11 protein-coding genes are annotated in these 14,173 nt (G+C 38.1%); 5 read left to right on the top strand and 6 right to left on the bottom strand.

Features of this window, described 5'->3' with window-relative positions; translation table 11 throughout:
• Positions 1-2 precede the first annotated feature (2 nt).
• Positions 3-2,408: a TonB-dependent receptor gene (locus EZL74_RS04045; protein WP_131475315.1), complete on the bottom strand. Its 2,406-nt coding sequence runs from the start codon at positions 2,406-2,408 to the stop codon at positions 3-5.
• Between the two features lie 269 nt (positions 2,409-2,677).
• Between EZL74_RS04045 and EZL74_RS04040 the strand changes: the two genes are divergently transcribed.
• The gene (locus tag EZL74_RS04040; protein WP_131475314.1) at positions 2,678-3,379 is read left to right on the top strand and encodes a hypothetical protein; all 702 of its coding nucleotides are present in this window, start codon (positions 2,678-2,680) and stop codon (positions 3,377-3,379) included.
• Between the two features lie 46 nt (positions 3,380-3,425).
• On the opposite strand, the gene EZL74_RS04035 is transcribed toward EZL74_RS04040, so the two are convergent.
• Complete coding sequence (locus EZL74_RS04035; RefSeq protein ID WP_131475313.1) at positions 3,426-4,649, bottom strand: NADP-dependent isocitrate dehydrogenase; 1,224 nt, start codon at positions 4,647-4,649, stop codon at positions 3,426-3,428.
• Positions 4,650-5,120: 471 nt separating this feature from the next.
• Between EZL74_RS04035 and secDF the strand changes: the two genes are divergently transcribed.
• Entirely contained in the window at positions 5,121-8,093 is a 2,973-nt protein-coding gene (gene secDF / locus EZL74_RS04030; RefSeq protein ID WP_131475312.1) for a protein translocase subunit SecDF, read from the top strand.
• 67 nt (positions 8,094-8,160) lie between these two features.
• Here the strand turns inward: secDF and EZL74_RS04025 are convergent, their stop codons facing one another.
• The 4 genes from EZL74_RS04025 to porX form a co-directional block, all read right to left on the bottom strand.
• Positions 8,161-8,541, bottom strand: coding sequence for a DUF4258 domain-containing protein (locus tag EZL74_RS04025; protein WP_131475311.1), 381 nt, complete (start codon positions 8,539-8,541; stop codon positions 8,161-8,163).
• A 70-nt stretch (positions 8,542-8,611) separates the two neighbouring features.
• Positions 8,612-9,805, bottom strand: a complete 1,194-nt coding sequence (locus EZL74_RS04020; protein ID WP_131475310.1) for an alanine dehydrogenase — start codon at positions 9,803-9,805, stop codon at positions 8,612-8,614.
• Between the two features lie 44 nt (positions 9,806-9,849).
• A complete protein-coding gene (gene tsaE, locus EZL74_RS04015) occupies positions 9,850-10,257 on the bottom strand; it encodes a tRNA (adenosine(37)-N6)-threonylcarbamoyltransferase complex ATPase subunit type 1 TsaE (protein ID WP_131475309.1) in 408 nt (135 codons plus the stop codon).
• A 15-nt stretch (positions 10,258-10,272) separates the two neighbouring features.
• On the bottom strand, positions 10,273-11,850 hold the full coding sequence (gene porX / locus EZL74_RS04010; RefSeq protein ID WP_131475308.1) for a T9SS response regulator signal transducer PorX: 1,578 nt from the start codon (positions 11,848-11,850) through the stop codon (positions 10,273-10,275).
• A gap of 172 nt (positions 11,851-12,022) precedes the next feature.
• Here porX and EZL74_RS04005 point away from each other — a divergent pair, with 172 nt between their 5' ends.
• The 3 genes from EZL74_RS04005 (at position 12,023) to EZL74_RS03995 (ending at position 14,105) form a co-directional block, all read left to right on the top strand.
• Positions 12,023-13,444, top strand: a complete 1,422-nt coding sequence (locus EZL74_RS04005; RefSeq protein WP_131475307.1) for an MBL fold metallo-hydrolase — start codon at positions 12,023-12,025, stop codon at positions 13,442-13,444.
• 147 nt (positions 13,445-13,591) lie between these two features.
• Positions 13,592-13,852 (top strand): hypothetical protein, encoded by a 261-nt coding sequence (locus EZL74_RS04000; protein ID WP_161971688.1) that lies wholly within the window; start codon positions 13,592-13,594, stop codon positions 13,850-13,852.
• 55 nt (positions 13,853-13,907) lie between these two features.
• On the top strand, positions 13,908-14,105 hold the full coding sequence (locus tag EZL74_RS03995; RefSeq protein ID WP_131475305.1) for a hypothetical protein: 198 nt from the start codon (positions 13,908-13,910) through the stop codon (positions 14,103-14,105).
• The last annotated feature ends 68 nt before the right edge of the window (positions 14,106-14,173 follow it).

Raw genomic sequence — 14,173 nt, 5'->3', positions numbered from 1 at the left:
AATTAAAATTTAAAGTTATAACTAACACCCGGAACGACTCCGAATATAGACAAGCGAACCGCTTCATTGGCTCCGGTAGTTTCGTTTTGTCGGAATGAAATCGACGCCGCATTTTTACGCCCGTATACATTGTAAATACTGAAAACCCATTCGCTTTGCCAGCCTTTTTTCTTGTTGGGTTTTGGGGTGTAGGTTGCAGATAAATCCAAATGGTGGTAAACCGGTAAGCGGTCTCCGTTTCGCAAACCGTAACTTGGGATGGTTATTGTTTCGCCGTCGTCACCGTACTGGTATTGTCCGTTAGGATGGGTCACCGGCTGCCCCGATTGCAACACGAAGTTCGCTCCAAAACTCCATTTCGGGTTCCAGTTATAAGAACTGGTCACCGATAAATTGTGCAATTTGTCATACCCCGAATTGTACCAGGCTCCGTTGTTGATTCCGGTTTCTTGAGGGGTTCTGCCCGGAGTTCTCTGTTGGGATTTAGAGAGAGTATAAGCGATCCAGCCGTTGAGTTTTCCGGTATTTTTTCGCAATAAGATTTCCAAGCCGTAAGCTCTCATTTCGCCATTTAAAATCACTTGTTCCAAGGCTTCATTAGCAATCAAATCAGCTCCGTCTATGTAATCAATTCGGTTTTTTACTTTTTTATAAAAAGTTTCCACCTCAAGGGAGTACTTATCGTCTTTGAAATTTCGGAAATAGCCAAGCGCTACTTGGTCGGCAATTTGCGGTTTAATGTATTTGTCACTTGGCGTCCACACATCTAAAGGCGTTGGCGATGCGGTATTCGAAATCAATTGCAGGTATTGCGTCATACGGTTGTAACTGGCTTTAACCGATTGGTTGTCGTCTAACTGATAAGACGCTGCAAAGCGCGGCTCCAAATTGGCAAAACTTTTCATGATCTTGTTGTGGCCGTAATATTTCGTGTCAATCGGAGTGCCTTTCTCATAAAGTTGTAAATCCGAATTGAAAACCACTGCCTCATCATTGGCATACAGATTTACGGTTGAGCTTCCCAAACGGTAAAACTGACTGTAGCGCAAACCGTAAGAAACAGAAAGGGCTTTGGTGATTTTTTGTTCAGCATCTATATAAATGGACGGTTCAAAAGCATATTTCTTTTCCAATTGTTTGTAATTAATTCCCGAGCTGGTTTCTGACGGTTCGATTGTTCCCGGATTGAAATCGTAATAAATACCGCTTACACCATAGTTGAGTTTGATTTTATCGGTTACATAATGTCTGAAATCGTATTTGATGTTGTAGTTTTTGATGCCCGAATTCCATAAGAATCCTAAAAGATTCAGGTCCAAACCGTAATAGTAATCGCTGTAAATCAAAGATAAATTGGAGAATAATTTATCCGAAAACAAATGATTCCAACGCAGGTTTAACGTGGCATTGCCGTAAGTATTGATAAAACTGTCATTCAGGCTGAAAACGTCGCGTCCAAAATAACCCGAAAGGAACATGTTGTTGTTGGCGTTGAGTTTGTAATTCATTTTGGTATTCAAATCGTAGAAATAAGCCGAATTTTTATTGTTCGATAATTTCAGGAACAAATGGGCATAAGAAGCACGTCCGGCAAAAAGGAACGAACCTCGGTCTTTTACGATAGGGCCTTCGGCCAGCAAACGACTTGAGATGAGGCCGATACCTCCGTTCATGCTGAATTTGTTGCTGTTGCCGTCTTTTTGGTAAATGTCTAAAACCGATGAGACTCTCCCGCCAAAACGCGATGGGATACCGCCTTTGTACAGTTTTAAATCTTTGATGGCATCGGGATTGAAAACCGAAAAGAACCCGAAAACGTGAGAAGAATTAAAAATGGTCGCTTCGTCGAGCAAAATTAAATTTTGGTCCGCTCCACCGCCACGCACGTTGAACCCCGACTGTCCTTCGCCGGCATTGGTTACGCCCGGTAAAGTCAGTAACGATTTTAATACATCAACTTCGCCCAAAACCACCGGTATTTTTTTGATGGTTGCGATTGAGAGTTTGTTAACGCTCATTTCGGGTTTGCGGGTGTTAGTGGTTGTTTTTTCGGTGATGACCACTTCTTCTAACTGCTCTCCGGTTTCGGTTAAGGCATAGTTTTTTTTAAGGTCTTTGGTCAGTGAAATAGTTTCTTCTATCGTTTCATATCCCATGTAGCTAATTTGAATTTGATAGGTCCCTTTGGGAAGTGTAATAGAATAGAAACCGTATTCATTGGTTGTAATCCCAACTTTTTTTTCAGGGATAAAAATATTTACACCAATAAGGGTTTCATTTGTTTTGGCATCGGTGATGGTGCCACTGAGGGTGAATTTTTCTTTTAAAAATTCATTGTTACCTGTGCCTTGCGCATAGGAAAATGTTGTCGCTAAAAAAAGCAACAACAGTTTGATCTTGGTTTGCATTGAATTGATGATTTTATTTTGATTGCGCATTTGACGATGCAATTGGTTAAATGTTACCGTCTTTATGCTTTTTTTTTGATGCAGATGCAAAAGATTCCAAAAAGTTGCGGCCACCAGCATTGATTTGGGAGTTGTGATTTTTTATTTTTTCAAAAATACGGTAGATTATTGTTCTTTTAATCTGCAGCTGTTTAAAATCTGTTAAGCTTTGGTTAATTAAAAAGTTGGGATGTTTATAATTTGAATATTTTTACACCATCAATTTGTTAATGATGAAAAGTCCCGGATTTTTGATGCTGTTTTTATTCTTGTCCTTCAAAGGGTTTTCTCAGTTTGAGTTGCCCAAAAAAACGATTAAGATTGCTCCGGTTACCAACAGTTCGGGTACAATAGCTCCCACATCATCCAAGACCATTACTTATCCGAGTATTTTTGACAAAAAAGATAAATTAACCGAAAGTGTTTCACTCTTAAAAAAACAGCCCGAAGAAGAGAAAAGCGTCATGGATAACAAACCCCAGTTTGAAAATCCGGCCAAGGCATATACCGAAAAGATGAATGATATGATGAAGCAGGAAGGGGTTTCGAGAGAAATTGTCAACAGTGACATGTTTTTGGGTGAATACACGGTCACGACTTTTAATATAAGCATTGCTTGCCGCGATTACGGAGCTATTGATGGGGATAATGTGAGTATTTGGCTCAACGACCAAATAGTGGTACCGGCCATATATTTAGAGTCGGGAATGAAAAAGTATAAGCTTGAATTGAAAGAAGGCTTGAATACCATTAAAATTCAAGCGCTCAATACCGGAGAATTATTTCCTAATACCGGTCAGTTTGTTTTTTATGACGGACATGAAGTAGTGGTGACCAATCAAAAATGGGCACTCAATACCGGATATAACGCAATTGTTAAAATCAGGAAAGTAAAAGGAATTGAATTGCAATTGCAGCAGGAAGAAAAATAAAAAAGCGACCATTAGGTCGCTTTTTTATTGGGACAGACTTAAAAAATTAAGCCAGTTTTTTATCTAAGTTTGTTTTTAATGCTTGTAAAAAGTCTTCAGTTGTCAAATAATCAGCCTCTGTTAAACCTTCCGGTTTTACTAACATGGCTAAGTCTTTGGTCATTTTTCCGCTTTCAACCGTTTCGATACAAACCTGCTCTAAGGTATTACAGAACTTAATTAATTCCTGGTTGTTGTCTAATTTTCCTCGATGCTCTAAACCACGAGTCCAGGCAAAGATGGAAGCAATAGGATTAGTTGATGTTTTTCTTCCTTTTTGGTGTTCGCGGTAATGACGGGTTACGGTTCCGTGTGCGGCTTCGGCTTCTACAGTTTTTCCATCCGGAGTTACCAATACCGAAGTCATTAAGCCCAACGAACCGAATCCTTGAGCTACCGTGTCCGATTGTACATCACCATCGTAGTTTTTACAAGCCCAAACAAATCCGCCGTTCCATTTCATAGCCGAAGCGACCATGTCGTCAATCAAACGGTGTTCGTAAGTAATTCCGATAGCATCAAATTGCGCTTTGTAGTGTTGTTGGTATACTTCTTCGAAGATGTCTTTAAATCTTCCGTCGTAGGCTTTAAGAATCGTATTTTTAGTCGAAAGGTATAAAGGCCATTTTTTGGTCAATGCCATTTGGAACGAAGAGTGAGCAAATCCGTAGATGCTTTCGTCAGTGTTGTACATAGACATAGCAACACCATCTCCTTTAAAATCGTATACTTTCCATTCAGTGGTTTCACCGGCTTCATTAGTAAATGACATCGTTAAAGTTCCTTTTCCTTTGATTACTTTGTCTGTAGCTTTGTATTGGTCTCCAAAAGCATGACGGCCAATGACAATTGGCTTGGTCCAACCTTGTACATAACGCGGCACATTGCTCATGATGATAGGTTCACGGAAAACCGTTCCGCCTACGATGTTACGAATGGTTCCGTTAGGGGATTTCCACATTTCCGAAAGATTGAATTCTTTTACTCTTTCTTCGTCCGGAGTGATAGTGGCACATTTGATTCCCACGTTGTATTTTTTAATGGCTTCGGCTGAGTCAATTGTAATTTGGTCTTTGGTGGCTTCACGGCTCTCAATTCCTAAATCGTAATATTTGATGTCTAAATCTAAATAAGGAAGGATTAATTGTTCTTTAATAAAGCTCCAGATAATTCGTGTCATTTCATCGCCATCGATTTCTACCACCGGATTAGCTACTTTAATTTTTGTCATATTGTTGAGGTTTTATTCCGCTGCGTTGAGTCAAGTTGAATCGATTAATTGGTCTGAATACTATTCTGACTATAAAAAACAGCGGGTGTTGTTTTGATTTTTTTTTTGCGATGACAAATATAATTAATATGATAGAAATTTGGTTGTTGTACAAAGCGAAATCGAATGAATTGTGAATTTGATATTTAAAAATTAAAAAATTAGCTAAATGGTAATTTCATCCGTTCAATTTTGACTATTCTTTAATAATAGTTCCTAATTTTTAAGCAGATGTTTTTTTGCAGTGTTTTTTTTGATATTAATCAGCAAATAATTGGTTAATCTTGTATAGAATTATATATTTGCACGTTTCAAAAAATAACAGATTGGTTGTAAATTCAGTGCTTTAGCTTATAATGCTTTGAATTTCAAGGGTTTTGTTTTTAATGCGAACGCTAACACAAAACAAGAATTAATTAATTTTTAGTAATAATGCAGAATAAAGGACTAGTTAAATTTTTCGCAATTCTATTTGCATTGGTAAGCATCTACCAACTTTCATTCACATTTGTGGCCAATAAAGTAAAAAATGATGCGAAAGCTTTTGCCGGGGGAAATCCTGAAAAAGAAATCAAATATCTTGATTCCATCGGGAAAGAAAAAGTTTTCAATTTAGGATTCACGGAGTTTACGTACAATGAAGTAAAGGATAAGCAAATCAACAAAGGTCTTGACCTTGAAGGAGGAATTAACGTAATTCTTCAGATTTCGGTTAAAGACGTATTGGTACAATTATCAAACAATTCTAAAAATCCTGTATTCAATAAAGCATTAGTTGATGCGACTCAAAACAGACAAGGAAATCAATCATACTTAGATGCTTTCTTCGAAGCATTCGATAAAGCGTCAGCAGGATCAGTAAAATTAGCTTCTCCGGATATTTTCGCAAACCGAAACCTTCAGGGAGAAATTGATTTTAACATGTCTGATGCACAAGTTAAAAAAGTATTAGCTAAAAAAGTTGACGAATCAGTTGAATCGGCTTTTGGTGTATTGAGAAGCCGTATTGATAAATTTGGTGTAACCCAACCAAACATTGCCAAATTAGGACAAACCGGTAGAATATTAATCGAGTTACCAGGAGCTAAAGATGTTGACCGTATCAAGAAATTGGTATCAAGCAAAGCAGAATTAGAATTCTGGGAAACATACAAAGCAGAAGAAATGATGGGCTTCTTAGGTTCGGCCAACGAAGCTTTGAAAGCAACCGTAAAACCGGAAGAAAAAGCAGCAGCTGCTAAACCAACTGACTCTATCAGTAAATTATTGACAGATAAAGAAAAAGATTCAACGGCTACTAAAAAAGGAAACAATCCTTTGTTTGACAAATTCATCTCTCAAGGAGGTGGACCGGTTTTAGTTATTGCTTCTACCAAAGATACCGCAGCAATCAACGGATATTTGAAAAGACCTGAAATTCGTTCCTTATTACCGGCAGATAAGCGTTATGCAAAATTTGTTTGGGGAAAACCGGATGTAAAGGTTGATGAAAAAACGAAAAAAGAGACTGAAACAGTTGACTTATATGCGTTAAAAGGAAACAGAGACAATACAGCTCCACTAAGTGGCGGTGTGATTGTTGACGCCAGAGATACATTTGACCAAATGGGTAAACCGGCTGTGTCTATGCAAATGAATGGTCAGGGAGCTAAAGTTTGGGAAGAATTAACAGGAAGAGCTTATACTCAAAAAAGCTTTATCGCTATTGCACTAGATGACATGGTGTATTCTGCACCGGGTGTAACTTCAGGACCAATTGCGGGTGGAAGATCTGAAATTTCAGGAAACTTCAATGTTACTGAAACTAAAGATTTAGCCAACGTATTGAGAGCGGGTAAATTGCCTGCTGCTGCCGAAATTGTACAATCAGAAGTGGTAGGTCCGTCATTGGGTCAAAAAGCTATCGATGCCGGTACCACGTCATCATTAGTAGGATTGTTATTGGTGTGTTTGTGGATGGTGTTCTACTACGGAAGAGCCGGTTGGTATGCTAACGTGGCTTTGTTGGTAAACTTATTATTCTTATTCGGAATCCTAGCCAGTTTAGGTGCTGTTTTAACATTGCCGGGTATCGCGGGTATCGTATTGACTTTGGGTACGGCGGTAGATGCTAACATTATTATTTACGAAAGAGCCAAAGAGGAACTACGTGAAGGAAAATCATTGGCCGAAGCGGTAAAGGCTTCTTATGGATGGAAAGGTGCGATGCGTTCTATCATCGATGCAAACGTGACACACGTATTGACAGGAGCCATTTTATTCATCTTTGGTACAGGTCCAATTCAAGGATTTGCTACTACTTTGTTGATTGGTATCTTTACTTCATTGTTTACGTCAATCTTTATTGCAAGAATCTTTATTGATAGAGATATTGCTGCAAACAGAGACTTAACATTTACTACTAATTTGACTAAAAACTGGTTTACCGGCTTCCACTTTGATTTTATCGGGGTGAAAAAATGGTCTTATATTTTCTCCTCTACAGTTGTGGTACTTAGTTGTATTACTTTTTATTTCAACGGATTGGATGAAGGGGTTGATTTCGTGGGAGGTAGAACTTTCCAAGTGAAATTTGAAAAACCGGTAGAAGCTACGCAGGTGTCAGATGAATTGTCTGCTGCTTTTGGAACCGGTGTTGAGGCTAAAGTTTTTGGAGATGATGATCAGTTGAAAATTACAACCAAATACAAAATCAAAGAAGAAGGAGTAGAAGTTGATAAAGAAGTAAATGAGAAGTTGTACAACGGTCTGAAAAAATACTTCAGCCCGAATGTAACTTACGAAAAATTCATCAACACTTACGATGGAAAAAAAATCGGAGTATTGCAGGCTTCTAAGGTAGGAGCAGCCATTTCAGCCGATATTAAAACCAACTCTTTCTGGGCCGTTATCGGAGCTATGATAATCGTAGGTTTGTACCTAGTGATTTCATTCCGCAAATGGCAATATTCATTAGGAGCTATTGCAGCTGTATTTCATGATGTAATCTTTGTACTGGGAGTTTATTCAATAGGATACAAATACGCACCGTTCCACATGGAGATGGATCAGCACTTCATTGCGGCTATTCTGACGGTTATCGGTTACTCAATGAACGACACCGTAATCGTATTTGACCGTATCCGTGAGTTCTTGGCCGGTGACAGCAAAGGTCACTTTAAAGACGTGGTAAATGCCTCTATTAACACTACTTTGTCAAGAACATTGAATACTTCATTGACGATGATTATGGTATTGTTAATCATGTTTATCTTCGGTGGGGAATCTATCAGAGGATTTATCTTTGCCATGTTAATCGGTATTATAATCGGTACTTACTCTTCATTATTCATTGCAACGCCGGTATTAGTTGATACCATGGGTAAAGCAGATATTGAAGATATCGAAAAAAGACACGGTAACTAATTAATTAGTTCTATGCATAAAAAAAGGGTTGTCAATTTGACAACCCTTTTTTTATTTAATCTTGTTTTTATTTATCTTTTCTGATGATGTTTCTCAAAATGGCCTTTTCAGGATAATTGATAATTTCTAATGTGATTTCTTTATTCTTTTTTGTCTTGCCGTAAACAATGTATAATTTACCTCCGTCTATAGGTTTGTTACTTTTATCAAAATCAACATCTCCGTTTGTTAAGGTGTTTTTGATGTCTAAAGTGTCTACCCAATCTTCACTTAATCGTCGCGAAGCTTCAATGTCATAAAGGAATGGTTTATTTCGAATATCATTCAGTACTCTCGCATTCGGGAAGTAATTACATCGGGTGTCTTTTCCGCTAAGAACCATAGCCACAAAAAAAAGCCCAATTGTAAAACCTACCAGGTAATAGGCTAATCGATGGTAAAATTTCATATAGTAGATTAATTTTTGCCAAAAGTAATCAATGTTCGAGATTGAACGAGAATTTTAACGGAGTTTTAATTTAAAAAACAATCAGATTGATGTCGTTATCCGGAAGGTTAAACCAATCGCCTATGGCTTTGTTGGTCAAAATTCCATGATAAAGATACACTCCGTTTTTGAGTCCTTTGTTACAGCGAATAGCACTTTCTATACCGCCGTCTTCGGCAATTTGCAATAAGTAAGGTGTTATTATATTGCTGATGGAAAGTGAAGCGGTTTTTGAATAACGCGATGGAATATTGGGCACGCAATAATGAATCACGTTGTTTTTGATAAAAGTAGGCGATTCGTGAGTTGTGACTTCCGAGGTTTCAAAACAGCCGCCGGTATCAATGCTGACATCCACTATAACAGCGCCCTTTTTCATGTGTTCTACCATGGTTTCAGTCACAACCACCGGGCATCGGTCTTTACCACGCATGGCACCAATGGCAACATCACAACGGCGCAGAGCTTTAAGCAATGACTTGGGTTGTATGGTAGAGGTAAATATTCGTTGATTTAGATTGTTTTGTAATCGGCGTAATTTCGTAATCGAATTGTCAAATACCTTAACACTGGCTCCCAGTCCCATAGCAGTTTTAGCAGCAAATTCCCCAACGGTTCCGGCTCCCAAAATTACCACATCAGTAGGAGGAACACCCGTAATATTTCCCAGTAGTAATCCTTTTCCAAATTGGTTATTGATCATCAGTTCAGCAGCAATCAGTACCGATGCAGTTCCGGCAATTTCACTCAGTGACTTTACGGCCGGATAAGAACCGTCCTCATCTTTAATATATTCAAAGGCAAGAGCAGTTACTTTTTTCTTAATCAATGCTTCAAAATAGGCAGCTTTTCGCGTTTTTAACTGTATGGCCGAAATTACTATGGTATTGTTGCTGACCAACTCGATTTCTTCCATTGTTAAAGGTTCGACTTTTAGAATAATCGGGCAACTGAAAACTTTTTTAGTATCATTGGTTATGATTGCGCCGGCATCGCTAAACTCTTTATCGGTATAGCTCGAACTGAGTCCGGCACCCGATTCAATCATGACTTTATGGCCGTGTGAAGTAAGCGAATTCACTGCGTCAGGAGTCAAACAAATGCGTCGTTCCTGATAAGAGGTTTCTTTTGGAATTCCGATAAAAAGTTCGCTTTTGTTACGGTAAACTTCTAATTTTTCTTCCTGAGGTAACAGCTGTTGCTTGGTGAAAGGGGTGATGGCCATAACGCAATATTGAATTTCGCCACAAATTACAAAATTTTATCCAATTACGTCAATCTTAGATGTCTTTTGCCATCTGCGGTTTGCGTCAGATTAATGACTGAGTGCGCTTCCGGAATTAAGTTCGGAATTTTTTCGGCCCACTCTATAAAACACCAATTTCCCGAGTAGAGGTATTCATCAATGCCCATGTCTAAGGCTTCGGTTTCCGATTTTAAGCGATAAACGTCAAAGTGATACACCAACCGGTTGTCATTGGTCTTGTACTCATTTACCAATGAAAAAGTTGGACTGCTGGTAGCATCGTGAACTCCCAATTCTTTGGATAATGCTTTGATTAAAGTGGTTTTGCCGACCCCCATGTTGCCGTGAAACAAGATGACTTTATTGGGGTTTTCGGATATAATTTTGCGGGCTACGTCTTGAATTTCGTCAATCGAAAATAGGATTTCCATTGGGTTGTATTGTAATTATTTTGGATTAAAAACTAAAAATGGGACAATCATTTCCTCCAGGGATATACCTCCATGCTGGTAGGTATTTCTGTAATAACTCACGTAATGATTGTAATTGTTTACATAAGCCAGAAACAAATCGTTCTTGGCAAATATGTATGAGCTGCTCATATTGATGGCCGGGAGTCCAATTTTTTTCGGATCTTTTACCGCATAAACATCTTTTTCTTCATAAGTTAAGCTTCGACCGGTTTTGTAGCGAAGATTTAAACTGGTGTTCTTATCGCCAATTACTTTTGATGGATTTTTGACGTTTATGGTGCCATGGTCGGTTGTGATGATGAGTTTGAATCCTAATTTTTGTCCTTGTTGAATGATTTCCAACAACGGGGAATTTTTAAACCAACTCAGAGTCAACGAACGGTAAGCTTTGTCGTCTGAGGCCAATTCTTTCACTACTTCCATTTCTGTTTTGGCATGCGAAAGCATATCCACAAAATTGTAAACTACTGTGACCAGGTTATTGTCTTTCAGTCCTTTGAAGTTTTCAGCTAGCTTTTTGCCACTGGCTAAATTGGTAATCTTGAAATAATCCTGTTTGATGTTCAATCCGAGTCGCTTTAAATGAGCCGTTAAGAACTCAGCTTCATAAAGATTTTTTCCGCCATCTTCCACATCATTTTTCCAGTATTGGGGAAACTGTTTTTCCATTTCCAGAGGAGTCAAGCCTGAAAAAATAGAGTTTCGGGCATATTGAGTCGCGGTAGGCAAACTGGCGAAATAAGGAATTTCTTTTTCCAGTTTGTAATGATTGGCAACCGTTTTTTCCATAGCTTTCCACTGATCATAACGCAAATTATCGATTACAATAAATAAAACAGGACGATCCTTTTTTACCAATTCGGGAACCACCAATTCTCGGAACAAATTATGCGATAATATAGGTTTTGATTCGCTCTGTTCGTTCTTACCTCGGGTAGGTCCAGCAAACCAGTCTTCGTAATTGCGCTCAATGAATTTACCGAATTGAACATTGGCTTCTACTTTTTGACTTTCGAGGATTTCAGTCATGCTTTGATCGTTGATGTTCTCGAGTTCCAACTCCCAAAAAAGTAACTTTTTGTACAGCTCAACCCAATCTTCATAACTTTTAACCATAGCCATATCCATGGCAATTTTTCGGAATTCTTTCTGATAATCCAAAGTCGTTTTTTCAGAAACCAAACGGGAATGATCCAGATTTTTTTTCAAACTCAACAAAATCTGGTTCGGATTGACCGGTTTGATGAGATAATCGGCAATTTTTGAACCTATGGCTTCCTCCATGATGTATTCCTCTTCACTTTTGGTAATCATAATTATAGGAGTAGCCGATTTCTTTTCTTTCATTTCTGAAAGAGTCTCCAAACCGCTCATCCCCGGCATGTTTTCATCTAAAAAAACAATGTCAAAATTTCCGTCTTCATAAGCATCTATAGCATCTCGGCCATTGTTGAAAGTAGTGACTTTATAGTTTTTGTTTTCCAGAAATAAAATGTGTGGTTTGAGCAAATCAATCTCGTCATCAACCCAGAGTATTTTGATCTTATCCATAGTCCTTAATTATTTATCGCAAATTACTACATTATAAAACGGCGTAGTATTAAAATTATTATAAATGTTAAAAAAGTTTTTCAGGAAAAATGAGTGACGTCAACCGGCTAACTGATATTTATCATATGAAATTGGTACTTCAGAATTTACATTTGTAGAAAAAAATAGACCCATGAAACTCGAACAAATTTATACCGGATGTATAGCCGAAGCTGCCTATTATATTACTTCGGAAGGTGAAGCAGCCATTGTTGATCCGCTTCGTGAGACTCAACCTTATTTGGAAAGACTGGAAAGAGACGGAGTGAAATTGAAGTACATCTTTGAAACTCATTTTCATGCTGATTTTGTTTCGGGTCATGTTGATTTGGCGCATAAAACGGGAGCAACTATTGTTTATGGTCCAACGAGTATGAAAACGGGTTTTGAGATTCACTTGGGATACGACGGTGAAATTTTTGAGTTGGGCGGAATGAAAATAAAACTCATACACACTCCCGGGCATACCATGGAGAGTTCTTGTTTTCTGTTGATTGATGAAGATGATGAAGAGCGTGGAATTATTACTGGCGATACACTTTTTATAGGCGATGTGGGACGACCCGATTTGGCGCAGCACGTGATAGCCGATTTAACTCAGGATAAACTTGCCCGACATTTGTACCATTCACTCCGCGATAAAATTATGCCTTTGTCAGATGATTTGATGGTATATCCCAACCATGGAGCGGGCAGTGCTTGTGGTAAAATGATGAGTAAAGAAACTACCGATACTCTCGGAAATCAGAAGAAGACTAATTATGCGTTGAATCCTAAATTGTCGGAAGACGAATTTGTGGCGGCAGTTTTAAAAGGACTGACCACACCGCCACAGTATTTTCCAAAAAATGTCCTGATGAATATTCAGGGATATGAAAGTTTAGATGATATTATGCAACGCGGCCAAAGACCCTATGACGTAAAAACTTTTGAAGAGATAGCCAACCAAACAATGGCTCTAGTCCTGGATACCCGAAAAGCATCAGAGTTTGCCAAGGGATTCATCCCCAACAGTATCAATATAGGGTTGGAAAGCAATTTTGCCATGTGGGTAGGCGAATTGATTCCCGATTTAAACCAACAAATTTTAATTGTAGCCGAAAATGAGGAGAAGGTTCAGGAAACCATCATTCGGTTGTCAAGAGTGGGTTATGATCATGCTGTTGGCTATTTGGAAGGAGGTTTTGAAGCATGGGTAAAAGCGGGGAAAGAAACGGATATGGTCAACCGAATTACCGCTGATGATTTGGTAATTTTAGAAGAGATACACGAAACACCGATTTTCGATGTGAGAAAACAAAGTGAATTTGAATCAGAACACATCGTTGGAGCTATCAATATTCCGTTAAATCAAATCAGTGATTATTTGACTGAATTTCCTCGTGACCGGTATTTTGTCATTCATTGTGCCGGTGGCTACAGAAGCATGATTGCAGCTTCAATTTTGAAACAAAGAGGATTTGAAAATTTTGCTGACGTGATTGGTGGCTTCAATGAAATTAAATTGACCGATATGCCGCTGACAGCTTATGTATGCCCAACTACATTATTGTAGTATCAACATAATGTTAAAGAGTTTTCAAATCTGGAAATATTGTATACATTTGATAACCTAATTGATCATCAATTGAAATTTTTTGCCATCATCTTGTGCTGTTACTTTAATGTTTTGACGGTTTTGCCAACGGTCAAAGTGATAAAGATGACTATGCACGAAAAGTGTCATAATTCTTGTTGCGGAAAAGGGATGGATAAAACCATGCCCAACGGTTGTCAGAAAGATAAATGCGTGTTGAATATTAGTTTCACTAATGCTACTTATCTCGTTTTTAACACCGATTATCAACTACAGAATTCCTTGTTTTATCAATCTCCCAAAGAAAAATCACTCTATCATGATAGCCTGATTTCAAATTACAGAGTAGCTATTTGGCAACCACCCGAGTTTTGCAATCAAGTCTGAAATCATCAATCTGAATCACTAAATTTTAAAAAATAATACTTAAAAATATAAAAAAATGAAAAAATTAGTTTCAACAGTAGCTTTAGTAGCTTTTTTGTTTTCAATGAATGTTAATGCTCAGGAAAAACCTGCAGCTAAGAAAAAAGAAAAAGCAAAAACTGAAAAAACCTGCTCAGCAGAAGAGAAAAAATCTTGCAGTACTGAGAAAAAGGCAGGATGTTGCGCTGCTAAAAAAATGGAAGAAAAAAAATAAGTTTACCATACTGTTTTTTTTGTGAAGTGCCTGAGAAATCGGGCACTTTTTTTATTTGATTAATAGAA

The organism is Flavobacterium silvisoli, from assembly GCF_004329815.1.
GTDB lineage: Bacteria > Bacteroidota > Bacteroidia > Flavobacteriales > Flavobacteriaceae > Flavobacterium > Flavobacterium silvisoli.
This window is presented reverse-complemented; position numbering and strand designations above follow the sequence as displayed.